This window comes from Ramlibacter aquaticus, from assembly GCF_015159745.1.
Taxonomy (GTDB): Bacteria; Pseudomonadota; Gammaproteobacteria; order Burkholderiales; family Burkholderiaceae_C; genus Ramlibacter; species Ramlibacter aquaticus.
The window spans coordinates 1-25,100 of record NZ_JADDOJ010000020.1 but is presented as its reverse complement, the minus strand read 5'-3'; the positions used below and the strand labels follow the sequence as shown (position 1 = coordinate 25,100).

The 25,100-nt window shown below is 71.6% G+C and carries 23 protein-coding genes and 1 tRNA gene; 6 read left to right on the top strand and 18 right to left on the bottom strand.

What is annotated here, in order from left to right:
* Positions 1-11: 11 nt before the first annotated feature.
* The 4 genes from imuA to IM725_RS07050 all read left to right on the top strand — a co-directional run bounded on the left by imuA (position 12) and on the right by IM725_RS07050 (position 7,490).
* Positions 12-743 (top strand): translesion DNA synthesis-associated protein ImuA, encoded by a 732-nt coding sequence (gene imuA, locus IM725_RS07065; RefSeq protein WP_193779871.1) that lies wholly within the window; start codon positions 12-14, stop codon positions 741-743.
* Positions 712-1,995, top strand: coding sequence for a Y-family DNA polymerase (locus IM725_RS07060; RefSeq protein ID WP_193779870.1), 1,284 nt, complete (start codon positions 712-714; stop codon positions 1,993-1,995). The genes imuA and IM725_RS07060 overlap by 32 nt, the downstream gene beginning before the upstream one ends.
* Positions 1,988-5,308, top strand: coding sequence for an error-prone DNA polymerase (locus IM725_RS07055; protein WP_193779869.1), 3,321 nt, complete (start codon positions 1,988-1,990; stop codon positions 5,306-5,308). Before IM725_RS07060 ends, IM725_RS07055 begins: the two co-directional genes overlap by 8 nt.
* A 61-nt stretch (positions 5,309-5,369) precedes the next feature.
* On the top strand, positions 5,370-7,490 hold the full coding sequence (locus IM725_RS07050; protein WP_193779868.1) for a sensor histidine kinase: 2,121 nt from the start codon (positions 5,370-5,372) through the stop codon (positions 7,488-7,490).
* A 9-nt stretch (positions 7,491-7,499) separates the two neighbouring features.
* On the opposite strand, the gene IM725_RS07045 is transcribed toward IM725_RS07050, so the two are convergent.
* The 9 genes from IM725_RS07045 to IM725_RS07005 all read right to left on the bottom strand — a co-directional run bounded on the left by IM725_RS07045 (position 7,500) and on the right by IM725_RS07005 (position 14,268).
* On the bottom strand, positions 7,500-7,895 hold the full coding sequence (locus tag IM725_RS07045) for an HNH endonuclease signature motif containing protein (protein WP_193779867.1): 396 nt from the start codon (positions 7,893-7,895) through the stop codon (positions 7,500-7,502).
* Between the two features lie 156 nt (positions 7,896-8,051).
* Positions 8,052-9,398, bottom strand: a complete 1,347-nt coding sequence (locus IM725_RS07040) for a chloride channel protein (RefSeq protein ID WP_193779866.1) — start codon at positions 9,396-9,398, stop codon at positions 8,052-8,054.
* Between the two features lie 93 nt (positions 9,399-9,491).
* Positions 9,492-9,986: a hypothetical protein gene (locus IM725_RS07035; RefSeq protein WP_193779865.1), complete on the bottom strand. Its 495-nt coding sequence runs from the start codon at positions 9,984-9,986 to the stop codon at positions 9,492-9,494.
* Positions 9,987-10,049: 63 nt separating this feature from the next.
* Positions 10,050-10,886, bottom strand: a complete 837-nt coding sequence (locus IM725_RS07030; RefSeq protein ID WP_193779864.1) for a S1 family peptidase — start codon at positions 10,884-10,886, stop codon at positions 10,050-10,052.
* A 25-nt stretch (positions 10,887-10,911) separates the two neighbouring features.
* Entirely contained in the window at positions 10,912-11,178 is a 267-nt protein-coding gene (gene infA, locus IM725_RS07025) for a translation initiation factor IF-1 (protein WP_193779863.1), read from the bottom strand.
* 13 nt (positions 11,179-11,191) lie between these two features.
* Positions 11,192-11,455, bottom strand: coding sequence for a hypothetical protein (locus tag IM725_RS07020; RefSeq protein WP_193779862.1), 264 nt, complete (start codon positions 11,453-11,455; stop codon positions 11,192-11,194).
* A gap of 158 nt (positions 11,456-11,613) precedes the next feature.
* Positions 11,614-11,835: a cold-shock protein gene (locus IM725_RS07015; protein WP_193779861.1), complete on the bottom strand. Its 222-nt coding sequence runs from the start codon at positions 11,833-11,835 to the stop codon at positions 11,614-11,616.
* Between the two features lie 271 nt (positions 11,836-12,106).
* On the bottom strand, positions 12,107-12,760 hold the full coding sequence (locus tag IM725_RS07010; RefSeq protein WP_193779860.1) for a c-type cytochrome: 654 nt from the start codon (positions 12,758-12,760) through the stop codon (positions 12,107-12,109).
* A gap of 17 nt (positions 12,761-12,777) precedes the next feature.
* The gene (locus IM725_RS07005) at positions 12,778-14,268 is read right to left on the bottom strand and encodes a cytochrome C (RefSeq protein ID WP_227753646.1); all 1,491 of its coding nucleotides are present in this window, start codon (positions 14,266-14,268) and stop codon (positions 12,778-12,780) included.
* 266 nt (positions 14,269-14,534) lie between these two features.
* Between IM725_RS07005 and IM725_RS07000 the strand changes: the two genes are divergently transcribed.
* Together IM725_RS07000 and IM725_RS06995 are read left to right on the top strand one after the other, a co-directional pair.
* A complete protein-coding gene (locus tag IM725_RS07000) occupies positions 14,535-16,112 on the top strand; it encodes a DUF1800 domain-containing protein (RefSeq protein WP_193779859.1) in 1,578 nt (525 codons plus the stop codon).
* Position 16,113: 1 nt separating this feature from the next.
* Positions 16,114-17,298 carry a DUF1501 domain-containing protein gene (locus tag IM725_RS06995; protein WP_193779858.1) on the top strand — a complete coding sequence of 395 codons (1,185 nt, stop codon included), beginning with the start codon at positions 16,114-16,116 and terminating at the stop codon, positions 17,296-17,298.
* Positions 17,299-17,319: 21 nt separating this feature from the next.
* Here the strand turns inward: IM725_RS06995 and IM725_RS06990 are convergent, their stop codons facing one another.
* The 9 genes from IM725_RS06990 to IM725_RS06950 form a co-directional block, all read right to left on the bottom strand.
* Entirely contained in the window at positions 17,320-18,534 is a 1,215-nt protein-coding gene (locus tag IM725_RS06990; protein WP_193779857.1) for an ABC transporter substrate-binding protein, read from the bottom strand.
* 44 nt (positions 18,535-18,578) lie between these two features.
* Positions 18,579-19,574, bottom strand: a complete 996-nt coding sequence (locus tag IM725_RS06985) for a branched-chain amino acid ABC transporter permease (protein WP_193779856.1) — start codon at positions 19,572-19,574, stop codon at positions 18,579-18,581.
* 2 nt (positions 19,575-19,576) lie between these two features.
* The gene (locus tag IM725_RS06980) at positions 19,577-20,446 is read right to left on the bottom strand and encodes a branched-chain amino acid ABC transporter permease (RefSeq protein WP_193779855.1); all 870 of its coding nucleotides are present in this window, start codon (positions 20,444-20,446) and stop codon (positions 19,577-19,579) included.
* A 3-nt stretch (positions 20,447-20,449) separates the two neighbouring features.
* The gene (locus IM725_RS06975; RefSeq protein ID WP_193779854.1) at positions 20,450-21,169 is read right to left on the bottom strand and encodes an ABC transporter ATP-binding protein; all 720 of its coding nucleotides are present in this window, start codon (positions 21,167-21,169) and stop codon (positions 20,450-20,452) included.
* Complete coding sequence (locus IM725_RS06970) at positions 21,166-21,948, bottom strand: ABC transporter ATP-binding protein (RefSeq protein WP_193779853.1); 783 nt, start codon at positions 21,946-21,948, stop codon at positions 21,166-21,168. Before IM725_RS06970 ends, IM725_RS06975 begins: the two co-directional genes overlap by 4 nt.
* Before the next feature lie 251 nt (positions 21,949-22,199).
* Positions 22,200-22,273: transfer RNA gene (locus IM725_RS06965), tRNA-Gly, on the bottom strand.
* A gap of 55 nt (positions 22,274-22,328) precedes the next feature.
* Positions 22,329-23,582, bottom strand: a complete 1,254-nt coding sequence (locus tag IM725_RS06960; protein WP_287067717.1) for an MFS transporter — start codon at positions 23,580-23,582, stop codon at positions 22,329-22,331.
* 49 nt (positions 23,583-23,631) lie between these two features.
* Positions 23,632-24,687, bottom strand: a complete 1,056-nt coding sequence (locus IM725_RS06955) for a BKACE family enzyme (RefSeq protein WP_193779851.1) — start codon at positions 24,685-24,687, stop codon at positions 23,632-23,634.
* An 11-nt stretch (positions 24,688-24,698) separates the two neighbouring features.
* Positions 24,699-25,094, bottom strand: a complete 396-nt coding sequence (locus tag IM725_RS06950) for a carboxymuconolactone decarboxylase family protein (protein WP_193779896.1) — start codon at positions 25,092-25,094, stop codon at positions 24,699-24,701.
* Positions 25,095-25,100 lie beyond the last annotated feature (6 nt).

The window sequence follows — 25,100 nt, the reverse complement described above, 5'->3', positions numbered from 1 at the left end:
GCCTTCCCGCCATGTCCCGTGCTGCCGTCCAGCCCCGTGAAGCGCCTTCCCATCCCCAGGTGTGGAAGGCGACGGAGATGGCCGGCCTGGCCGGCCAGGCCGTGCCCACCGGCCATCCCGCGCTGGACGCGGTGCTGCCCGGGGGCGGCTGGCCGGTGGGCAGCCTGGTGGAGGTGCTGCAGCCGCCGTCCGCCCGCCTCGAATGGCAGCTGGTGCTGCCCGGCCTGGCTGCCGCCCCGGACGGGCCCGTGGTGCTCGTGGCCCCCCCGCACGAGCCCTTCGGGCCGGCGCTGGCCTCGCAGGGGCTGTCCTTGTCGCGGCTGATCCGCATCGATGCGCCCAAGCCCGCCGCCTGCCTGTGGGCCTGCGAGCAGGGCCTGCGCTGCCGCGAGGTGAGCGCGGTGCTGGCCTGGCTGCCCCAGGTGCGACAGGCCGAACTGCGGCGGCTGCACCTGGCGGCTGCGCAGCATGCCAAGCTGCTCTTCGTCTTCCGCGGCCTGGCCTGTCGAGCCGAATCGTCCCCCGCCCAGGTGCGGCTGGCGCTGCAGCGTGACGAAACCTCGCTGCAGGTCGAGGTGCTCAAACGCCGCGGTCCCCCGCTGGCCGCACCGCTGCGCCTGGCCGCCCATCCGCCGCGCCTGTCGGCCCTGCTGGCCGCCCGGTCCGGGCGCAGCATCGTGGCAGGCCAGCCCCTTCCCTCGGAGCGCCCGGATGTTCTGGATCGCACTGCAGCCCTCGCATGAGGCAGACCTGCAGGCCTGGTCCTGGCGTTGCCTGCGCTTCAGCCCGCGGGTGGCCCGGCTGGCCGAGGCGCTGGTGCTGGAGGTGGCCGGCTGCGAGCGGCTCTGGGGCGGCAGACAGCGCCTGATGCGCCGGCTGTTCCGGCAGGACGGCGCACCGCCTGTGATCGCCTGGGGCACGGGCGCCAGCTCCCTCGCGGCCCTGGCCACGCTGCGCCTGCGACGCGAATCACGGGCCTTGCCGTCCTCGCTGCCCGAGGGCTTGCCGCTGGACGTGCTGGACGCGGCACAGCCCCACCTGGGCACCCTGGAGCGCATCGGCTGCCGCAGCTGGGCGGATCTGCGTGCCCTGCCGCGCCAGGGGGTCTCGCGGCGCTTCGGCGCCTCGCTGCTGCGCGCGCTCGACCAGGCCTGGGGCCAGGTGCCCGAGGCCCATGAATGGCTGGCCTTGCCCGAGGATTTCGACCTGCAGGCGGAGCTGGTGTCCCTGGCGACGACGGCGCCCGAACTGGTCCATGCGGCCGAGCTGCTGCTGGGGCGCCTGCAGGCCTGGCTGCGCGCGCGCAACCGCGGCATCACGGCGTTCTCGCTTGAATGGGCGCTGGACCTGCGCAAGCTCGATGGCCAGGCCCTGCCGCGCACCGAGGCGATCGAGGTGCGCACCGCCCAGCCCGCCCAGGCCACGGAACACCTGCTGCGCCTGGTGCGCGAGCAGCTTGCACGCACCCCCCTGGCCGCGCCGGCCAGCCACCTGCGGCTGCGCAGCCTGGAGACGCAGCCCTGGGGCGGCCTGCCCGCCAGCCTGCTGCCCGAGGACAACCGGCCCGGCGAGCCGCTGCACCAGTTCATCGAACGCATCAGCACCCGGCTGGGCGAAGACCAGGTGCGCGTGGCCGAGGCGGTGTCCGACCACCGGCCGGAATTCAGCCAGCGCTGGCGGCCCGCGCGCCGGGGGCAGCCGCGGCAGGAGGTGGCGGCGCCCGATGCCGTCTTCCCCACCTGGCTGCTGCCGCGCCCGCGCCGGCTCCAGCTCCTGGGGGGGCGCCCCAGTGACGGCGCCTCGCCCCTGCGACGCCTGACCCGTCTCTACCGCCTGGAAACCGCCTGGTGGGAGGAGGGCGGGGCCGCGCTGCGCGACTATTTCATCGCCCGCAGCCCGCAATGGGGCCTGGTCTGGATCTTCCGCGAACGCGGACTGCATCCCGTCACCGGGCTGCGCAGCGAGGAATGGTTCCTGCAGGGCTTCTATGCCTGAGATCCAGGCCAAGCCGCCGTCCGCCGTGCTCGACGAGGCGCGCGAGCTGCCCCCCGTGCTCACGCCCGGGGGGGAGCGCCTGCCCGACTACGCCGAGCTGCACTGCATCAGCAACTTCAGCTTCCAGCGCGGCGCCTCGCATCCGCAGGAACTCGTGCGCCGGGCCTTCAACCTCGGCTACAGCGGCCTGGCCCTCACGGACGAATGCTCGGTGGCGGGCGTGGTGCGGGCCTGGTCGGGCTGGAACGAGTACCGCGCCTACATCGAACGCCTGGACGCCCAGGATCCGGGCAACCCCCGGCTGCGTCCCTTCCAGCTGATGTTCGGTGCCGAGTTCGACATGGGCGATGGGCGGCTGGTGGCCATCGCCCGCGACCTGGCGGGATGGGGCGGCCTGTGCCAGTTCATCACCCATGCCAGGCGCGCGGCCCCCAAGGGCGCCTACAAGGTGGGCTGGTCCGAGAGCGATTTCTCCTTGCTCTCGGGGTGCGAGGTGCTGTTCGCCCCGCGCCGCGAGGCCGGTCCCGCCTTCGATGGCCAGGCCCTGGCACGTCGCCTTTTGCAGCTGCGCCACTGGTGGGGCGAGCATGCCTGGCTGGCGGTGGAGTTGCCGCATGCGGTGGACGACGACCTGTGGCTCTCGCAGATGCGCGCTGCGGGCCGGGCCTCGGGCCTGGCCCTGGTCGCCAGTGGCGACGTGCACATGCACCTGCGCTCGCGCAAGCCCCTGCAGGACGTGCTCACCGCCGTGCGCCTGGGCAAGCCGGTCGCCGAATGCGGCACCGCGTTGCAGGGCAATGCCGAGCGCCACCTGCGGCAACGCTCGCGCATCGCCGAAAGCTTTCCGGCCGACCTGCTGCGGGCCACGCAGGAGGTGCAGCGGCGCTGCCGCTTCGACATCCGCGAGGTGCGCTACAACTACCCGCTGGAGACCGTGCCGCCCGGCCTGACACCGGCGCAGGGCCTGCGCCAGCTGAGCTACGAAGGCGCCAAGAGGCGCTACCCGCAGGGCATCCCGCAGCGGGTGCGCCAGCTGCTGGAGAAAGAGCTCGCCCTGATCGCCGAGTGCCAGTACGAGATGTTCTTCCTCACGGTGCACGACATCGTGCGCTTTGCCGAGAGCGAGGGCATCCTGTGCCAGGGGCGGGGCTCGGCGGCCAACTCCGTGGTCTGCTTCTGCCTGGGCATCACCGCGATGGACCCCATGCATTCGGAGCCCCTGCTGGAGCGCTTCATCAGCACCGACAGGCGCAACGAGCCGCCCGACATCGACGTGGATTTCGAGCACGAGCGGCGCGAGCAGGTGATCCAGTACATCTACCGCAAGTACGGCCGCGACCGGGCCGCCATCGCCGCCGTGGTCATCTGCTACCGCACCCGCAGCGCGATCCGCGACGTGGGCCTGGCCATGGGCATCCCCCTGGCCCTGGTGGACGCCTTCGCCAAGGACCACCACTGGTTCGAGGACAGGCTGGCGGTGCAGCGCCTGGCCGATCTGGCCGCATCGCTGGGCATCGCGCTGCCGCAGCACCAGGTGGCCCACTGGCTCTCGCTCACCTGGGAACTGCTGGGCTTCCCGCGGCACCTCAGCCAGCACGTGGGGGGCTTCGTGCTCACGCAGACGCTGCTCACCCGCCTGGTGCCGGTGGAGAACGCCGCCATGCCCGACCGCTCCGTCATCCAGTGGGACAAGGACGACCTGGAGGACATGGGCCTGATGAAGGTCGACGTGCTGGCGCTGGGCATGCTCACGGCCTTGCAACGGTGCATGGCCATGGTGTCCCAGGCGCGCGGCCGGCCCTTCGGCCGCTACGACATCCCGCCCGAGGACGCGGCCACCTTCGAGATGATCTGCCGCGCCGACACGGTGGGCGTGTTCCAGATCGAGAGCCGGGCCCAGATGAGCATGCTGCCGCGCCTGAAGCCGCGCCGCTTCTACGACCTGGTGGTGGAGGTGGCCATCGTGCGGCCCGGGCCCATCGTGGGCGGCATGGTCCACCCCTACCTGCAGGCCCGCGAGCGCGTGGCCCGCGGCGAACCCATCGTGTACGAGCGCAGCACCAGCGACAGCGAGGTGCCGGCCTTGCAGGCGCCGCTGGCGCGCACCCTGGGCATCCCCATCTTCCAGGAGCAGGTGATGCAGATCGCGATGGTGGCGGCGGGCTTCAGCGCCACCGAGGCCGATGCCTTGCGCCGCGCCATGGCCGCCTGGAAGCGCAAGGGCGGCGTGGACCGCTTCGAGCAGCGCCTGTTGCAGGGCATGCGCCAGAAGGGCTACAGCGAGGACTTCGCGCAGCGCATCTTCCGCCAGATCGAGGGCTTCGGCGAATACGGCTTCCCGGAAAGCCATGCCTACAGCTTCGCCCTGCTGGCCTACATGAGCAGCTGGCTCAAGTGCCACGAGCCCGCCTGCTTCCTGGCCGCGCTGCTCAATTCCCAGCCCATGGGTTTCTATTCGCCCTCGCAGCTGGTGCAGGACGGCAGGCGCCACGGCATCGTGGTGCTGCCGCCGGACGTGTCCTTTTCCGGCTGGGACTGCAGCGTTTCCCCCTCGGACGCCGAGCCTCGTTCCCGAGTGCCCGGCTCGGCGGACACGGTGCGCCTGGGCTTGCGCATGGTGGCCCACCTGCCGCAGACCAGTGCCGAGCGCATCGTCGTCGCACGCCAGCAGGGCGGCTTCAGCAGCACCGAGGACCTGGCCCTGCGCGCCGGCCTGGACGTGCGCGACCTGAACGCCCTGGCCGCTGCCGACGCCTTGAAATCGCTCTCCGGCCACCGCCGCCAGCAGGTCTGGGATGCCTCGGCCCTGCGCCGTGCACCCGCCATGCTGCGGGAAGCCTCGGTGAACGAGCCCTCGCTGGAACTGCCCCAGGCGGGCGAGGGCGAGGAGATCGTCTTCGACTACGCCTCGCTGGGCCTCACCCTGCGACGCCACCCGCTGGCGCTGCTGCGCGAACGGCTGCGTCGCATGAAGCTGATGAGCGCCGCCGAGCTGCAGGACCTGCCCAGCGGCCGGGCCGTGCGCACCTGCGGCATCGTCACCGTGCGCCAGCAGCCGCAGACCGCCAACGGCACCATCTTCGTCACCCTGGAGGACGAGACCGGGCCCATCAACGTCATCGTCTGGAAATCGGTGCGCGAGAAGCAGCGCGATGCGCTCCTGCGCTCGCGCCTGCTGGCCGTGTCCGGCCGCTGGCAGCGCGACGAAGCCACCGGCAATGTGCGCAACCTCATCGCAGAGCACCTGCAGGACCTCACGCCCCTGCTGGGCCGCCTGGCCCGGCAGCCGCGCACCAGCCGCGACTTCCATTGACCGGGTTTCTCCCGGTCCGCACGCCCCGGGACCGCCAGGGGCACGCGTTAGGATCGCATGGATGAGCAGTCGTCCTGCCGGCCTGGACTTGGCCCGGCCCGTTCCCACCATCCGCCAGCGCCTGAATGCGCTGGTGCTCAGTGCCGCGCTGCCGGCGGCGATCTTCGCGGCGGTGGCTCTGGGCACCGGCTACTGGATGGCCTGGCGCGCCGTGGAGTCCAGCCTCACCGCCGCGGCGGCCTCGCTCTCCAGTGCCATGGACAACCGCCTGCTGCGCCTGCAGACCGGCCTGCAGGCCTTCGCGCTGGCCGAGGCGGTGGACCCCGCGACCCTGCCGCGCCTGCGCAGCCATGCGATGGAGTTCCAGCGCACCATGGATGCGGTGAACATGGTGCTGGTGCGCGAGGACGGCGCGCAGGTGCTCAACACGCTGGTGCCCGAGGGCCGGCTCCTGCCCCATGAACCGCCCAGTGCCTTTCGCGAAGAGGTGCTGCGCACGCAGCAGCCCGTCATCCGGAACATGTTCCGCGGGCCCGTGCTCGGCGACTGGCTCAGCGCCATCGGCGTGCCCGCCCGCAGCACGGACGGCCAGCGCTACGTGCTGGGCGCCAGCCTGACGCCGCATCAACTGCAGGCCGTGCTGGCCGAGCAGGAACTGCCCGAGGGCTGGGTGGCCACGGTGCTGGACCGCCAGGACGTGATCGCCGCGCGCATGCCCGACCAGCGCTTCGTCGGCCTGCCCGCGGAGCCCGCCCTGCGCGAGGCCCTGCGCCTGCGCCCCGGCGGGGTGGCCATGATGACCAACCTCGCCGGTGCCCAGGCCCTCACCGCCTACCACCGCTCCCCCGCCACCGGCTGGACGGTGAGCATCGGCATCCCGCGCGACGCGCTGTGGCAGCCCTTGCTGCGCACCCTGGGCTGGCTCGCCGCCGCGGCCCTGCTCACCCTGCTGGGCAGCCTGGCGCTGGCGCGCAAGCTCGGCGGCCGCATCGCCGACGCCATGGCCGGCCTGGCCCGCACGGCCACCCACCCGGGCAGCGCCGGCCAGACGCCGCCGCGCCTGGTGTTCCGCGAGGCGGTGGAGGTGGCGGGCGTGCTGGCCGCCACCGACCGCCAGTTGCGGGCGGCCCTCTCGGCCTCGGACAGCAGCCGGGCCCGCCTGCGGGCCATCATCGACACCGCGGTGGACGCGGTCATCGTGCTCGGGCCGGACCACCGCATCGAGGTCTTCAACCCGGCGGCCGCCGCCATGTTCGGCCGGCCGCCCGACGTGGTGATGGGCCAGCCGCTGCAGGTGCTGGTGCCCGACTGGGTGGCCGTGCAGGACGAGCTGGACTGGCAGACGACGTCCCTGCGCGGCCTGCGCAGCGACGGCGAGAGCTTCCCCGTCCAGGCGTCGGTTTCGCGCGGCCTGGCCGAAGGGCAGGGCTTCCTCACGGTGATCCTGCGCGACGTGACCCAGGAGGAGCGCACCCGCGACGAGCTGCTGCGCTCCAACGAGGACCTGCAGCGCTTCGCCTCGGTCGCCTCCCACGACATGCGCTCGCCGCTGCGCACCCTGCAGGGCTTCCTGGGGGTCATGGCCGAGCAGCCCGCGCTGCCGGCCGAACGCCGCCAGGACCTGGTGCACCGCTGCCTGCGCGCGGTGCGCCAGCTCGACCACCTCACCGGCTCGCTGCTCGCCTTCGCACGCCTCAACGCGCAGGCGGCCCGGCTGCAGCCAGTGGCGCTGGACGACGTAGCCCAGGAAGCCCTGGCCCTGGTGCAGGCCAGCATCGACGAGGCGGGCGCCACGGTGCAGCTGGGGCCCCTGCCGCGCGTGTGGGGCGTGCACGGGGAGCTGGTGCAGCTGCTGCAGAACCTGATCGCCAATGCGGTCCACTACCGGCGCGAGGGCATTCCGCCGCGCGTCGAGGTGCAGGCCGTGGCCGTGGCCGCAGGCTGGCGCCTGTCCGTGCGCGACAACGGCATCGGCATCGCGCCGGAGTACCACCGCAAGGTGTTCGGCATCTTCGAGCGCCTGCACGCGCAGCGCGAATACACGGGCAGCGGCATCGGCCTGGCCACCTGCGCGCGCATCGCCGAACGCCACGGCGGACGCATCTGGGTGGAATCGCGCCTGGGCGAGGGTGCGACCTTCCACGTCGAACTGCCGGCCGTGGACGCGGCGCTGCCGGCCTGAGCGGCCGGCCTACTCGGTGCGGTCCTTGCGGCGCGCCTCCTCCCGGGTCTGCCACTGCATGTTGGCGGGCGCGTCCGCGCCGCCGCGCTTGAGCGGCTGCACATGGTCCACCACATAGCCGGGGCAGGCGCCGTAGGACCTGCCGGTGGACGGACAGGGGTGGCTGCGCTGGAAGGCGGCACGGGCATGCGGGTCGCGGGCGATGCGGCCGTGCTTGTCGCGCGCCACGCCCTGCGCATAGCTGCTGCGATGCCCCGCGGCGGCCGGGCCCGGGCTGCGCGCCGTGCCGGCTGCGTGGTGCGCGTGGCCGTGCCCGTGGGCGCTTCGGGCCTGCACGGGCGCGCCGGACAGGGCCAGCGCCGCGGCCAGGGCCAGGCCGGCGTGTGCGGCCCATTGTTTTTTCATCACATCCCACCTCCAGCCCGCAGTTTTTCCGCCGCGGGCTGGCGCGTCAACAGGCGCCGCCTGGCTGCATGCCCGCGGGCCGGCGACGATGCGCTGCCGGGCCTGCCAGCCGCGGCGCCCCTGCGGCGCCTGGCGGCCCCGGCAGCCGCCCGCGCCTCAAGGCTTGGCCGGCTCCAACCGGGCCAGCTGGCCCGCGGCCAGGGCCGGGTACAACGGCTGCGCGATCCAGCGCGCGATCAGGCTGGACAGCAGGGCGGCGGCCATGAGGCTCAGCACCAGCGCGTGCCCGTCCACCATCTCCATCACGATGATGAAGGCGGTGATGGGCGCCTGCGTGATCGCCGCCAGGAAGCCCGCCATGCCCAGCGCGATCAGCGCAGGCGACTGGCCGGCGCTGCCGCACAGCAGGGCCACGTCGTGGCCCAGGCCGGCGCCGATCGCCAGCGAGGGCGCGAACAGGCCGCCCGGCACGCCTGACCAGAGCGCGATCCAGGTCGCGACCAGGCGCAGCGTCACGTACAGCAGCGGCAGCGTGGCCTGGCCCGCGACCAGCTCGCGCGTGTAGTGGTAGCCGGCGCCGAAGCTGGCCCCGCCGCTGGCCACGCCCACGGCCGCCACCACCAGCCCGCAGGCGGCCGCGAACAGCACCGGCTGGCGGCGGCGCCAGCGGCTGGCCGGGTCGGTCCCGGTGCCCGAGAGCGAGGTGTGCAGCAGGCGCGAGAACACCCCGCCCACCAGCCCCGAGACGCCGACCACCAGCGCCGCCGGGCCCAGGAAGGTCCAGTCCAGGGGCGCCGCGTGGATGACGCCGAAATAGGCCGAATTGCCGAAGGCGGAGACCGCCACCAGGCCGGCCAGCACGATGGCCGCCACCACCAGGCCGCTGCTGCGCTGCTCCATGCGCGGCGTGAGTTCCTCGATGGCGAACATGACGCCGGCGAGCGGCGCGTTGAAGGCGGCGGCAATGCCTGCCGCGCCGCCGGCCACCAGCAGGCCGTGCGGGCGGATCGAGGCGCCGGGCGGCAGCCAGCGCCGCGCATGCAGCATCACGCCGGCCGCGATCTGGACCGAGGGCCCTTCGCGGCCGATCGGCAGGCCGCCGAGCAGGCCCAGGGCGGTGAGTCCCATCTTCGCCAGCGCCAGCCGCAGGGAGACGAAGAGGCCGCGTGAACGCGAGGGCACGGCCGGATCCAGGGCCGCGATCACCTGCGGGATGCCCGAGCCGGAGGCGCCGGCGGCGAAACGGCGGGTGAGCGCGACGATGGCCGCGCACAGCAGGGGTGTAAGCAACAGCGGGGCCAGCGGATGGGCCGTGTAGAGGGCCGTGAACAGGCCGGAGGCGCGCTCGCACAGCCAGGTGAAGGCCACCACCGCGCCACCGGCCAGGCCCGCGAAGGCCAGCACCACCAGGCGCCCCTGCCACTCGCGGCGGTCCGCCAGGTCGCGGCGGATCGCGCTCAGGACTTCGGGCGGGGCGTGGCGGTGAAGGTGCGAGGGCGGCATGGCAGGGCTGCAGCCGCCCGGCGGGCAGCCAAACCCCGAATTATATTTGCCTAAACATAGTTGCGCCGGACGCCGGCGCTGCGACGGGCCGGCTTATTCGGCGCGCGCGTCCGCGCCGTGCTCGGACAGCTGGGCCCCGAACCAGCGGTGGATGGCCGTCACCAGCGGGCGCTCGTCCGAGCGCAGCTCGATCTGCGCACCGTTGGGCAGCGCGCTGTAGCGCACCTGGAGCTTCGCCGCGCCCGCCTGCAGTTCACGCAGGCCGGGCATGTCGGCGCTATGCAGGTGGGCCGGATCGCTGAAGTTGCCCTGCTGGAACGCAGCCGCCTCCATCTGCAGGTGGTGCTGGATCATGTGCACCTGGTCGGGCTGCGGCGCGTCGCCGCGGGTGATGACCTGCTGCACGCCACCGTCGTCGGTCATGCGGAACACATGCAGCGTGCGCGACAGGTCGAAGGGCATGACCTCGTGGCCGTGTCCATGCACGTGCTCCTGCATCGTCTGGGCGAGGGCCGTGCCCAGCCCGGCGGTGAGCAGGAGGGCCGCCAGGGACAGGCGGGCGACGCGCAGGGGGCGGTGCAGGGACATGGGTGGCAAGGGCAGGGTGGATGGCAGACGCGGGATCGTAGCAGCCGGGCTGGGCCGCGGATCTCAGGCGGCGCGGCCTGGCGCCACGGGCCGCGTCGGTGTGGGGGCCGGTGTCGACGCCGGTGCCGCCGCTGCCGCTGCCGGCGCCTCGTCCGGCGCGGCCGCTGTGAGCGCGAGCAGGATGTCGGCGTACCACGCGCAGTTCAGGCCCAGGGTCTCGTCCTCCACACGGTCGCGGTCGGCCATGTCCAGCCGGCCGCCGTGCACGCCGAGCAGTCGCCAGGGCAGGGCGGTGTCGCCCTCGGCGGCCCCGCCGTCGTCCTCGTCGCAGCGGATCACCACGGGGGCGCCGCTGGAGCCGCGGTGCAGCCGGCCATCGGTGAGAAAGAAGCCCTTGCCCTGGAAGCGCACCCCGAACGAGGACGCGACGATGGCATGCCGCACCACCGCCAGCTTGTGCAGCGTGTCGAAGAAGCCCAGCGGGTAGCCCACCACGCGCAGCGATGCGCCCGCCTCCACGCCCGCCGCGGGAGGTTTCAGGTGGTGCGGGCCGAAGGCGTGCAGCAGCACGCCCGGCGGCAGGGCAGCGCGGTCGATCTCGATGACCGCCACGTCCACGGGGCCGGCTGAGTCCGTGGCCTGGCGCCAGATGGCGCGGCCCTGGCGGTAGAGCAGGATGGATTGCACCGCGGTCCGCGTGAGGTCGGTCGCGTCCAGGTGGAGCACGAGCTCGATGCGGTCCGGCGCATGGCCGCTGGCCTCGTCGTGCAGGACGTGGCGGCTGGTGACGGCGAAGAGGCGGCCGCCCCGGGCGAAGAAGAACGCCGTGGCGGCCGTGAGCGGCGCGCCGCCCAGGAAGGTGGACAGGCGCGTGGTCGCCAGCAGCAGCGGCTCGGTCACGGCGGCACGCTGCGGGCGCTGGCGCTCAGCGGTTGCCGGGACGCCGCGGCGTCTGCGGCATGGGACGGCGTTCCGGCAGGTGCCGGAACATGATGCGTCCCTTGTTCAGGTCGTAGGGCGACAGCTCCAGCGTCACGTCGTCGCCGGCGATGATGCGGATGCGGTGCTTCTTCATCTTGCCGCCGGTGTAGGCGATGAGCTCGTGCCCGTTGGTGAGCGTCACGCGGCAGCGAGAGTCCGGCAGGACTTCGCTCACGCGGCCGCGCATCTCGATCAGTTCCTCCTTGGCCATGGGATTCCTTCGTTCAGTTGAGGGTGGCGAGGCGGGGCCCCTGGGTGTCGCCGATCCAGCGCAGGCCTTCGGCGTGCGCATAGGCCGTGGCTTCGACCACGCAGCGGAACATGCGCGTGAGGCGCAGGACGCGGTCGGTGGTCGCCGAACCGGAGCCCGAGCGGATGGAGACGGAGCTGGCGAACCAGCCGTTGTCCAGTCCCTTGATGAGGGGCGAGACAAGGTACTTGCCGACCTGCTGCGAGCGCGGCGGCGTGGAATGCGGATTGGAATTCATTGCGATCTCCCGAGGTGCCTGATGAGAACCTGTGGAGCGGCCGGGTTGCGGCATCGCGTCGGGGCAGCACCGGGCTTCCCGACCAGGATGGGACGGATGTCCCGTGGGGGCGGCCTTGCGGCCGCCGGGCCCCGCGTGGGGCCCAGCCAGCGCCGTGTTCAGGACGCGGCGCGGATGTTGGAGGCTTGCGGGCCCTTGGCGCCCTGCGTCACCTCGAACTGCACGCGTGCGTTCTCGGCGAGGGTGCGGTAGCCGTCAACGCCCTGGATGTCGCGGAAGTGCGCGAACAGGTCCTTGCCACCGCCGTCCGGCGTGATGAAGCCGTAGCCCTTGCTCTCGTTGAACCACTTCACGGTGCCGGTCTGGTTGTTGTCGCTCATGTCGATCTTTCATGGAAAGTTGCCGCGCAGCACTGCGCCACGCGGTGCAAACGCCAAGAAACGATCAATGGGAGATTCGACAACGGCTCGCCGGGAACGGGAGCAGGGGAAGAGAAACCTAGGGATGCAGACTCTTGTAAACGTCAGCCTCACGATGGTACCCCATTCGGGGCCTTCGCGCCAGGAATCCCCGGCTTATTTGCAGGCGCGGCCGTGGCGCAGGCCCAGCCGCGGTGGCGGCTGGGGCGGCATGCGGCCCGCCGCCGGCGCCTCAGCCGCCCAGGGCCTGCAGGTAGTTCGCGACGTCGCGCATGTCCTTGGGCGAGAGGGCGTGCGCGGCGGGCTTCATGATGGCGCTGGCCGGCCGCTGGTCGGTCTCGCTGATCACGTGGAGCTGGCGGTAGAGGTAGTCGCCGTGCTGCCCGGCCAGCCTGGGGAAGGTGGCCTGGCCCTGCGCGCGCTCGCCGTGGCAGGCCGCGCAGGCCGGCTGGCCGCTGCCCGGCGCGCCCTCGCGGAACAGCTTCGCGCCGCGCTCGCGCGAGGCTTCGCTGCCCTGGAGCACGGCCGGCGGGGCGGGCTGTGCGGCGAAGTACTCGGCCAGGCCTTGCAGCTGCGCGTCGCTGAGCGAGCGGCTCAGGCCCCACATGTACTCGTAGCCTTCGGGGTCGGCGCGGTCGTGGCTGCGGAAGGCCTTGAGCTGCACCGCGAGGTACTCGGCCGGCTGGGCCGCCAGGTTGGGGAAGTTGGGCGAGATGCTGCGCCCGTCGATGCCGTGGCAGTTGACGCAGACCTGCTGCGCCAGCACCTGGGCCGGCACGCGGGGGTCGGCCAGGTTGCGCGAACGCGAGAGGTCGCTGCAGGCGCCGAGCAGGCCCAGGGCCAGCAGGCCGGCCACCGTGGCGGTGCGAGTGAAGATGTCCCTCATGGTGTGCTCCTTGCGGCTCAGTAGGCCGCCCACAGGTAGACGAACAGCGTGTTGTTGTCGCTGGCGTTGCGGCCCAGGCCGTCGTAGTTGTGCGAGGCCCCGTTGTAGCGGGTGTACGCGGTGTACTGGGCGCCCAGCCGCAGGTACTGGATCGGCGTCCAGAACAGCTCGAAGGTGGCGCCGCGCGTGCCCGGGTTGCCGCTCAGGTTGCCGCCCACCCGCGTCGAGGGCACGGCCACCAGCGAGGGGTCGCTGCTGATGCTGAGCGTGTCGGGGCTGTAGCCCGAGCTCACGTTCAGCGTGTTGGTGCTGCCCGAGAGGTTGAACACGCCCACGCTGCCGCCGTAGCGGGCCTGGTACACGTAGGTGGCCTTGGCGCGGAAGGTGCGCAGGGTGTCCACCGCGTTGGTCAGGGGCAGCGGGTTGCCCGCCGCGTCCACGAAGTCCACCGGCTGGCCCGCCACGCTGTCGGGGTAGCGGTGGCGGCTGCGCTGGAACACGGCCTGCAGCGTGACCGAGTGCGGGTCGAACAGGTACTGGTACTGGGCGTCGACCAGGATGTCGGTGACGTGGTGCAGGGTGCTGCTGTCCGAGGTGTCCAGCGGGTCGTCGAAGACGCGGCTGTGCATGCCGGCCGTGCCCAGCATCAGCGCATGGGGGCCCCACTCATGGTTCCAGGCCAGCCGCCAGTAGGGGTTCAGTCCCTGCAGCTGGCTGCGGTCGCCCGGCGCCACGCCGCCGTGCATGAACGACAGGATGCCGTGCGAGCTGCCGTAGGCGCCCAGCTCCGCATACCAGGTGCGGTTGAGGAACAGGTAGCCCGTCAGGCCCGCGATGTTGGAGCCGGCCGCGTAGCCTGGGTAGGGTGCGTTGCCATCGACGAAGCGGCTGCTGGTCGGGCTGGGCACCGGCACGTACTGCATCCAGGCCGGTGCCGTGTTCCAGGGGTCCGACACCGAGGGGTTGTTGTTCAGCGAGAGGCCGACGATCAGGTCGCGGCTCTTGTCGATGAAGCGGTCGGCGAAGCGCAGGTCGATGTTGTCCGCCGAGCTGTGGCCGTGGAACTGCCCGTCCGCGCCCTGCGTGGCGTAGGGGTCGTAGGTCACCTGGGCGAAGCCGCCGATCTGGTCGGTGATCTTGCCCGCCAGGAAGATGCTGGCGGTGTCCAGCAGCGTGCTGCCGTTCTTCTGGAAATCGCTGGCCGGGTCGTCGCTCTTGGCGGTGTTGGCGACGCGCGAGTTGGACAGCGTGGCCATCGCCGACAGCGGCACGGTGCGCTGCCCCATCGTGTAGCCCGTCATCTTGAAGAGCCGGCCGTAGGGCGTGAGCTCGGGGAACTGGCCCCCGGCGTGGCAGGCCAGGCAGTTCTGGCCCGTCTGGCGGGCGAATGCCGGGACGGCCGCCGCCGGCAGCGAGAGCGTGCACAGCGCCAGCACCGCCGCGGCGATGCGCAGCCCGGTGCGCCAGCGGCTGAGATCGTGAGGGCGGGCGGCAAGGAAATTCTTCATTCGCATCGCGTACTCCTTCAAGGCGGATGCATGCAGCCTAGGCAGGCAGTTCTCGCTCGCACTTGCGGCAGGTCAAGGTCGCGTGAGTGCGTGTATCGGGTGTGTAAAGAAGTCAGGCCGGGGTCAGGGCCGGGCGCCAGACCGTCTCTTTTTTGCGCGGCGCAGGCACGATGCGCCGGTTCTTTGCGCGCAGGTAAAGCTGCCTGTGCGGAGGTCATCGCCGGGCGCCCCGCATGCGTTGTGCATGAACGATGCAGTACAACGGGATGAAGCGCAGGGACTGGTTGCTGGCCACGCTGGCCGCGGGCCTGGGGGGCTGCGCCGCCCCGGGTGCCGTGCCACGCAGCGAGGCCGGCCCGCCGCGCACCGAAGCAGCCGTGCGGCCTGCGCCGCCGCTCATGGACGACGCCCTGCTTGCCGGCCGGCTGGACCGGTTGAGCTGGGGCGTGAACGATGCCCTGGTGGCCCATGCGCGCAGCCAGGGCTTCGCCGCGTTCCTCGCCGGCCAACTCGCCGACCGGCCGCCGTCACCGATGCCCGATGCGGTGGCGCAGCGCATCGCACGCATGCAGATCAGCACGCAGCCGCTGCCGGAACTCATTGCGCAGCTCGAATCCATGCGCAAGAACGCCGACGCCATGGCCGCCGAGGATGAGAAGGTGTCGGCGCGCAAGGCCTACCAGCAGGCGCTCAACCGGCTGGCCCGCGAATCGGCCTCCCGGCACGTGCTGCGCGCGCTGTACTCGCCCGACGTGGTGCGCGAGCGCATGGCCTGGTTCTGGCTCAACCACTTCAGCGTGAGCCAGGGCAAGCACAACCTGCGCGCCATGGTGGCCGACTACGAGGACACGCTCAGGCCGCGCGCGCTGGGCCGCTTCCGCGCGCTGCTGGGCGCGGCCACCCAGCATCCGGCCATGCTGCGCTACCTGGACAACGAGCGCAATGCGGCCGGCCACATCAACGAGAACCACGCGCGCGAGCTGATGGAGCTGCACACCCTGGGCGTGGACGCCGGCTACACCCAGCACGACGTGCAGGAGATGGCGCGCGTGATGACCGGCGTGGGCGTGGCGGGCGACCGGCCTCCGCCCATGATGCGTCCCGAACTTCAGCGCCTGTACGTGCGGCGCGGCCTGTTCGAATTCAACCCGAGGCGGCATGACTTCGGGCCCAAGGAACTGCTCGGGCGCCCCATCACCTCGCGCGGCCTGCCCGAGCTCGAGGAGGCCCTGGACCGGCTCGCGCAGCACCCGGCGACCGCGGGCTTCATCTGCCGCAAGCTGGCGGTCTACTGGATGGCCGACGAGCCCGACCCGGCCGTGGTGGCGGCGATGCAGCAGGCCTTCTGGCGCACCGATGGCCACATCGGCCAGGTGCTGGCCGCGATGTTCGCGCAGCCGCAGTTCTGGCGTGCACGCAAGTTCAAGGACCCCATGCACTACCTGGTGTCCGCGGTGCGCGCCGCCTATGACGACAGGCCCATCCTCAACACCGGGCCGGTGCTGAACGGGCTGGCGCGGCTGGCGGAGCCGCTGTACGGGCGGCAGACGCCCGACGGCTATTCGCTGGCCGGCACGAGCTGGAGCAGCTCGGGCCAGATGGGCGCGCGCTTCGAGGTGGCGCGCAGCCTGGGGAGCGGCAACGCCGGACTGTTCCGCCCCGACCCCGAGGAGGAAGAGGCGGCGCATGAGCAGCCGGCCTTTCCGCAGCTGGCCACGTCGGTGTTCCATGCCTGGCGCGCCGGCACGCTGAGCCCGGCCACGCGCGCCGCGCTCGCCCAGGCCGCCTCGCCGCAGGAGTGGAACACCCTGCTGCTGGCGAGCCCCGAATTCATGGAGTGCTGAGATGCCCGACCGCAGAACCCTGTTGCGCTGCGCCGCGCTGCTGCCCCTGGCGGCCGGCAGCGCCCGCCTCTTCGCCGCCGCACCGGCCACCCCGCGCTTCCTGCTGGTGTTCCAGCGCGGCGGCTGCGACGCCGCCAGCGTGATGGTGCCCCACGCCAGCAGCTTCTACTACGAGTCGCGCCCCAGCATCGCCATCGCCCGGCCGTCCGCCGACGCGTCCAGCGCCGTGGGGCTGGACGCCGACTGGGGCCTGCACCCGGCGCTGCGCGAGCCCTTCGCCGGCCTGCTGCAGGCCCGCCAGGCCGCCTTCGTGCCCTTCGCCGGGACGGAGGACCTGTCCCGCAGCCACTTCGAGACCCAGGATTCGATCGAGCTGGGCCAGCCCGTGGGCGGTCGGCGCGATTTCCGGTCCGGCTTCATGGGGCGGCTGGCGGGCGTGCTCACCGGGCGCGCGCCCATCGCCTTCACCGACGCCCTGCCACTGGCCTTCCAGGGCCAGGCCATGGTGCCCAACATCTCGCTGCGCTCGGTGCCCCGGCCGGTGCTGGACGCGCGGCAGAGCGAACTCGTGGCCTCCATGTACCGCGGCACGGCCCTCTCGGGCCAGGTGGCCGAGGGCATGGCCCTGCGCAAGGACGTCTCCAGCGAATTGCAGGGCGAGATGGAGAAGGCCGGCCGCAACGCCGTCAGTTCGCGCGGCTTCGAGGCCGAGGCCCGCCGCATCGGCCGCCTGATGCGCGAGCGCTATGCCCTGGGCTTCGTCGACGTGGGCGGCTGGGACACGCACGTGGGGCAGGGCGGCGCCACCGGGCCGCTGGCCCAGCGCCTGGGCGAGCTGGGGCGCGGCCTGGCCGCCTTCGCCGACGAGATGGGCCCGGCCTGGCGTGACACCACGGTCGTGGTGATGAGCGAATTCGGGCGCACGTTCCGGGAGAACGGCAACCGCGGCACCGACCATGGCCACGGCAGCGTGATGTGGGTGCTGGGCGGGCGCAGCCTGCCGCCGGTGGCGGGCGAGCAGACGGCGCTCGCGCCGGGCAGCCTGCTGCAAAACCGGGACTGGCCGGTGCTCAACGACTACCGCGCGGTGCTGGCGGGCATCTTCGCCCGCCAGTTCGCCCTGGGGCCCGCGGCGCTGGGCACGGTGTTCCCCGGCGCGCCGGCGCCCCTGGGCGGCCTGGCCTGAGCCTGCCGCCCCGCGACTGGCTTACTTGCCGCCGGTGGCGCCCAGCACCTCGCCGAACAGCACCCACTGCGTGCCGTTGAACTTGGAGAGCTGGCCCTGCTTCACCGGCGCATGGTCGGTGGCCGAGGTGTTCAGCGTGATGCCCGGCAGCAGCAGGGGCGGGCGGAAGTTCTTGATGCTCTCGGCCTGCTTGCGGATGTTCTCGCGCGAGAAATCGTTGCCGCACTGCTTGAGCACCTGCACCATCAGCTGCGCCGCGATGTAGCCGTACACGTTGCTGGCGTCGCTGACGTTGCCTTCCCGGTAGTAGCGCGCCATGAAGGCCCGCCACTCGAGCATGGCCGGGTCGTCCTTCCACTGCGGGTCGGTCGCGTCCTTGTAGTACTGCACCGTGACCAGGTCGACCGACTTGTCCAGGCCCGCGGGCGTCAGCACCGAGCCCACCGAGGCCCCCACGTTGTTCAGGAAGTGAAGCGGGCGCCAGCCCGAGTCGTACACCTTGCGCACGGCCTGCGCCGCGAACTTCGGCGTGGTGATGTCGATCAGGGTGTCGGCGCCCGAGGCCTTGAGCGTCAGGATCTGCGAATCCACGGTCGGGTCGGTCACCTCGTAGGTCTGCTCGGCGATGATCATCTTCGCCTTGTCGCCGGAGAGCACGCGCTTTACGCCGGCCAGCACGTCCTTGCCGTAGTCGTCGTTCTGGTAGAGGATCGCGATCTTCGCGTTGGGCTTGTTCTTCAGCAGGTAGCGGGCGTAGATCTCGCCCTCGGTCTGGTAGCTGAGGTTGAAGCCGAAGGTCCAGGGGAAGTTCTTCGGGTCGTCCCACTTGCTCGCACCGGTGGCCACGAAGAGCTGCGGCACCTTCTTGGCGTTCAGGTACTTGTGGATCGCCGAGTTGCTGGGCGTGCCCAGGGGCTGGAACATCGCCAGCACCTCGTCCTGCTCGACCAGCTTGCGGGCCTGCTCCACCGCCTTGGGCGGGCTGTAGCCGTCGTCGACCGAGATCAGGTTGATCTTGTGGCCGTTGATGCCGCCCTCGTCGTTGATCTTCTTGAAGTAGGCCTGCTCCACCTTGCCGATGGTCGCGTACGCGGAGGCCGGTCCGCTGTAGGGCATGGTCTGGCCGAGCTTGATGTCGGGCTTGCCCTGGGCCATTGCACCGCCCGCGAGCGAGGCGCAGGCGAGGGCGACGGATGCACGCAGGAGGCTTCTCCTGGGGGTGTTGACGGTGACCATCTTGCTTCCTTTCCAGTGGGGAACAACAACGCGCCGGGTGGCGCTCAAGCCCGGGGGCCGAAGCGGCGCCTGAGCATCCGGACCAGTCCCGCGACGCCGCTGGGCATCACGTACATGAAGCCGATCAGGAACACGCCGTAGATCGCCCAGGGCGCGGCCTTGGAGATCTGGTCGGCGACGTTCGGGATGAACTGGATGAACAGCGCGCCGTAGAACGCGCCGGAGATCGAGGCCAGGCCGCCGACCACCATGCCCACCAGCAGCGTGAGCGACAGGAAGGACGAGAAGGAGTCGGGTGCGGCGAACTGCACCGCGATGGCCGCCAGCGCGCCCGCGATGCCGGTGTACAGGGCGGAGACACCGAAGGTCAGGGACTTGTACATCGCCGTGTTCACGCCCATGGCCTGCGCCGCCACGGGCTGGTCGCGGATGGCGACCAGCGCGCGCCCCACGCGGCCGCGCAGCAGGTTCCAGGCGGCGAAGAACAGCACGATGACCCAGGCCAGGGTGAAGAAGTACAGCCACTGGTCCTGGTTGAGCGGCACGCCCGCGGGCGCGTCGGGCTTGACGATCACCACGCCCATGCTGCCGCCCGTCCAGGGCTCCAGCGCCTTGTGCTTGAGGATCTGCGGCATGGCCACCCCCAGCGCGAAGGTGGCGAGCGACAGGTACAGGCCCTCCAGGCGCAGGGCGGGCAGGCCGAACAGGAAGCCGGCGATGAAGCACACCAGGCCGGCCACCGGGATCGTCGCCCAGTAGGGCATGGCGGTCTTGTCCATCAGGATGGCCGCGGTGTAGGCGCCTATGGCCAGGAAGGCGCCATGGCCCAGCGAGATCTGGCCGTTGAAGCCGGTCAGCATGTTCAGGCCCAGCAGCGCGATCGCATAGGACAGCGCCATGGTGAACTGGAACACCCGGTAGTTGCCGAGCAGGAAGGGCAGCGCGCAGGCCGCGAGGATCAGCAGCGCGAGCCCCGCGAGCTGCCAGGGGCCGAGCGCGCGCGAGGGCGGCGGGCGAAGGGGGGTGGTGGCTGCGTCCATGCTCAGACCCTTGCGACGTGCACCTTGCCGAACAGGCCCGAAGGCCGCAGCACCAGCACGGCGATGATGACGATGAGGGCGACGGTCAGCTTGAGCTCGGTGCCCAGGTAGACGCCGACCACGTTTTCCAGCACCCCCACCAGGAAGCCGCCCAGCACCGCGCCGCCCGGGCTGTCGATGCCGCCCAGCAGCGCGCCGGCGAAGGCGTACAGCAGGATGCCGCCCATCATGTTGGGCTCCAGGAACACCACGGGGGCGACCATCATCCCGGCGATCGCGCCTATGGCCGAGGCCAGGCCCCAGCCCAGCGCCAGCATCCAGCCCACGCGCACGCCCACCAGCCGGCTGGAGACCGGGTTCTGCGCGGCCGCCCGCATGGCCAGGCCCAGCGGCGTGAAGCGGAAGAAGGAGAAGACCAGCGCCAGCACCACCAGCGTCACGGCCATGGAACCCAGCTCGTGCGAGCTCATGTAGGAGTTGCCGAACAGGGGCTGCGAAGGGAAGGGGCTGGGGAAGTCCTTGATGGTGTAGCTGTAGATCCAGCCTGCCACGCTGTTGAAGATGATCAGCAGGCCAATGAACACAATCACAACCGAGAGCACGGGGGCGTTCTCCACCGGCCGCACGATCACGCGCTCGATCACCACGCCGGCCACGAAGGCGATCGCCACCGTGAGGAAGAAGGCGACCCAGTAGGGCATGCCGGCCTGCATGAAGGTCCAGGCGAGGTAGGTGGCGAACATCGCGATCTCGCCCTGCGCGAAGTTCACCAGATGCGTGGCCTGGTAGATCATGACCAGCGCCAGCGCCACGCTGGCATAGATGCCCCCGGTGGCCAGCCCGGAGAGCACCTGGTGCAGCAGCAGTTCCATGGTTCAGTAGCCCAGGTACGAGCGGCGCACCGCTTCGTCGTTGCGGATGTCTTCGGCCGGCCCGGAGATGACCACGCGGCCGGTCTCCAGCAGGTAGGCCTGGTCGGCCAGGTTGAGCGCGAGGTTGGCGTTCTGCTCGACCAGCAGGATGCTGGTGCCTTCCTTGCGGTTGATCTCGGCCAGGATGTCGAACAGCTCGCGCACGATCAGCGGCGCCAGGCCGAAGGACGGCTCGTCCAGCAGCAGCAGCTTGGGCCGCAGCATGAGCGCGCGCGAGACCGCCAGCATCTGCTGCTCGCCCCCGGACAGGGTGCCGGCCTGCTGGCGGCGCCGCTCGCGCAGCCGCGGGAAGTAGCCGTACAGGCGCTCGAAGTCGGCCGCGACCTGGTCGCGGTCCTTGCGCGTGTAGGCGCCGATCTTCAGGTTCTCTTCGGTGCTGAGGTTCAGGAAGGTGCCGCGGCCGTCGGGCACGTGGGCGATGCCCTTGCGCACGATGTTTTCGGTGGCCAGGCCCTCGATGCGCTCGCCGTCGAAGACGATCTCGCCGCTGGTGCGCACCATGGCGCAGATGGCGCGCAAGGTGGTGGTCTTGCCCGCGCCGTTGGCCCCCAGGATGGTGGTGATGCCGCCGCGCCGGATGTCGAAGTCCATGCCGTGCAGCACGCGGGTGGGGCCGTACTGGGCGTGCAGCCCGCGCACCTGGAGCAGGGCGTCGCCGCTCATTGCGCGGCCCCCAGGTAGGCGCGCACCACCTCGGGATTCGCCTGCACCTCGGCCGGTGTGCCATCGGCGATCTTGCGGCCGAAGTCCAGGGCGATCACCTGGTCGGACACGCGCATCACGAGGTTCATGTGGTGTTCGACCAGCAGGATGGTGAGCGAGAGTTCGGACTGGATGCGGCGCAGCAGCAGGCGCAGGCCGTCCACTTCCTCGTGGTTCAGGCCGGCGGCCGGCTCGTCCAGCAGCAGCAGCTTGGGTTGGCTCATCAGCGCGCGCGCCAGCTCGACGCGTTTCTGGGTGCCGAAGGGCAGGTCCGACACCGGGCGGTGCGCCACGCTGTCCAGGTCCAGCAGGGTGATCAGCCCGGCGGCGCGCTGGTCCAGCACGGCCTCCTCGCGCCGCACCCAGGGCATGCGCAGCGCGTTGGCCAGGAAGCCGCTGCTGCTGCGGCAGTGGCCGCCGATGGTGACGTTGTCGCGCACGCTCATCGTGCGGAACAGGGCCAGGTTCTGGAAGGTCCGGCCTATGCCCAGCGCCGCGATCTGGTGCGGGGCATACGCGGTCAGCGGCTGGCCCTCGAAGTGGATGCTGCCCTCGCTGAAGGTGTACAGGCGCGAGAGGCAGTTGAACAGCGTGGTCTTGCCCGCGCCGTTGGGGCCGATCAGCCCGGCGATGGAGCCCGGCGCGATCGCGAAGGACACCCCGTCCAGTGCCGTGATGCCACCGAAGCGGACGGTGACCCCGGAAACCTCGAGGAGGGCTGGCGAGGCGGACACGGGCATTCGATGCAGCAGGCTGTGTTCAGGTTTGTAAGCCTCCGTGTTATCGGGGTTGGGGCGCTTGCGGCATACAGTGAAAACCCCTGATCGGCTGAAGCCAGCCCCGTGGGGCCGCGCTCGTGAAGCGGGTGCGCTTGCAGTGGTGACTGCCGGCCGTGGAGGGGTGGGTATCGCTGGCGGCACCAAGCCCGGGGGCATGGACGCCCCGAATCGAACGGTGAGGGGGGAGGATCGGTCGCCTGCAGGTGGGCGACTGGAGCGGGCGATGGGAATCGAACCCACGTCTTGAGCTTGGGAAGCTCAGGTCCTGCCATTGAACGACGCCCGCGTCGCGCTGGATTATGCCAGCGGCGCGGCCCTGCAGCCGCGCCGCCATCCGCCACCTAGTGCAGAACGGCCTGCACCGGGGGTGCGTCCGGCAGGGGCGCCCGTCCGCGCACCGCCGCACGCAGGAAGAAGAAGGCCGACGCCAGGGCCGCCAGGTCGGTGGCCAGCAGCACCGCCGTGAGCGGGGCCGCATGGGCGCCGGCCGCCAGCCTGTCGCTCACGGCGCCCACGGCCAGGTTGCCCCCCGCGATCGCGAACAGGTTGATCAGCATCATGGTCACGCCCGTCATGGTCGAGCGCATGTGCGGCGGCGTCTGCGACTGGATCAGCGCGTTGGCCGGCCCGTAGGTCGCCAGCGGTAGGAAGAAGCCCGCGCACATGCCGGCATAGAACAGCAGGGAGCCCGGCGCCGCGAAGCGGTAGGCCAGCATCAGCGGGCCGCACACGGCCAGCAGCAACAGGATGAAGCCGGCATGGCCGCCCCGCATGCGCCGCGCCGCGCCGTCGCCCACGAAGCCGCCCACCAGCGCGCCCAGCGCACCGAAGGCGAGCTGCAGCATGCCGACCTGCCGGGCGATGGTGGCGGCGTCCAGGCCGCGTTCGCGCACCAGCCACAGCTGGGTGAACGCCAGGCCCGCGAAGGCCATGTGCACCAGGACGAAGCCGACGATGGTGGGAGCGACGGCTGGGGCCTCGCGCAGCGTGGCCACGACGGCCCGCAGGTGGGCCCGCACCGGCGTGCGCTGTGCGGGCGCCGGTGCGGCCACGGCCGCGCGGCGGTCGGGCAGCAGCAGCAGGGGCAGGGCACAGGCCACGCCCACGGCCCCCAGCAGGAAGAATGTCGTGCGCCAGCCCTCGGCCGCGCCCAGGGTGCCGGCCAGCACGAAGCTGAAGCCTATGCCCAGCGGGATGCCCATGAAGAACACGCCGATCGCGCCGCCGCGGCGCCGGTCGGGGAAGATCTCGGTCAGCAGCGAGATGGCGGCGGGCACCAGGGCCGCCTCGCCGCTGGCGACGAAGAAGCGCGCCGCCACCATCTGGCCGAAGTCCTGCGCCGCGCCCGAGGCGGCGGTGCAGGCGCTCCACACCAGGATGCCGCCGGCCATGACCCAGGTGCGGCTGAAGCGGTCGGCCAGGCTGCCCAGCACCACCGCCATCACGCCGAAGCTCAGCACCCAGACGGCGCCGGTCAGCAGCCCGTACTGGGCGTTGCTCAGGGCCAGCTCCCGCGTCACCTGGGGCGAGAAGCCCAGCAGCATGTTGCGGTCGATGTGCGCCAGCACGTGCACGGCCAGGAGGGCGGCCAGCACGGCACGAGGATGGTTCTTCCAGCCCATGGCGGGTCTCGCTCGTTGCGTCTCAGGCGGCCAGCCGCAGGGGCTCGCCCCACTGGCCGTCACGGCGGTTGGGGCTCCAGCCCAGCGCGGCCAGCGTCTGGTCGGCCCCATCGTACTGCGTGCCGATGCGGTAGATCTGCCGTGCCTGTTCGCCCGTGGCGACCTCCCGGTAGAGCTGGCGCGAGATCGACACCATCTGCTCCACCTGCTTCACGCTGGTGATGCGCTCGCCCTTGCGGCCCCACAGGTTGTCCTCGATGCCCACGCGCACGTGCAGGCCCATGGCGATGGCCATGGTGTTGAGCGGCAGCACGTTGCGCATGATGCTTTCGATGGTGAGCACGGCGCCCGGCGGCACGCGGCGTACGAACTCCATCATGTTGTACGGGTTGGGGCCGTCGGCGCCGCCGCCTATGCCCACCCAGTTGAGCACCAGCGGGCCGGTGTAGGTGCCGCGGCGGACCAGGCGCTCCACGGTTTCCAGCTGGCCCGCGTCGCCCAGCATGAAGTGCGGCTGGATGCCCGCGGCCTGCAGCCGGCGCAGGTGCTCGGCCACGAAGCCGGGCCCCGAGGGGATGGTCATCTCGGAATAGGCCGCCTGGTAGGCGGGCAGGGCCAGCGAGGTGCCGGCCACGTCGTCGGCGCTCAGCAGCTCGCAGACGTTCATCTGGTTGGTGTTGATCGCGATGGTCACCTGGTCGGGCTTGGGGTCCAGCTCGGCCAGCATGTGGCGGGTGTCGTCGTTCAGCCACTGGGCGCCGCCGCCCTCGTCCTCGGGTGCGAACGAGATCGAGCCGCCCACCTGCAGCACCATGCCGGGCACCGCATCGCGCAGGCGGGCCAGCATCTCGTTGAACAGCGACAGGCGCTTGCTGCCCTTGCCGTCGGCCTCGCGCACGTGCACGTGCAGCACGGTGGCGCCCGCGTTCCAGCAGTCCACCGCCTTCTGCACCTGTTCGGCCAGGGTGACCGGGATGTCGTCCGAATCGCCGGGCAGGAACTCGGGGCCGTAGGGCGCGACCTGGATGACCAGCGGGGGCTGGTTCTCGGGCAGCAGGGAGTCGTCGAGGAATTGCATGGAAGCTCCTTTCAGGGGCGGGTGGAGGCGGCGCCGGCGCGGGCCGCGGCGATTTCTTCGAGCAGGATGGGCGCGCCCAGGCTCATGCTGTGGATGCCGAGCACCGAGACGCACTGCAACACGGCGGCGATCTCCTGCGGGCTGGCGCCCAGGGCCAGCGCCTTGCGGATGTGGCGGCGCACGCCGGGCGCGTAGAGGTGGGTGCAGGAGGCATCGACCGCGATGGCGATGAACTCCACGGTCTTGGCGTCCAGGACGCCGCGGCGCAGGGGCGCGAGGCCCATGTCCATGAATTTCTCGGTCCACGCGGGGTCGAGTTCGTAGAAGGGGTCCCAGGCCGGGTTCCACTCGCCGGCGTCGCGCAGCGCGTCGCACAGCGGCGTGGCCGGGGAGGGCGCTGCCGGGATCGGGGT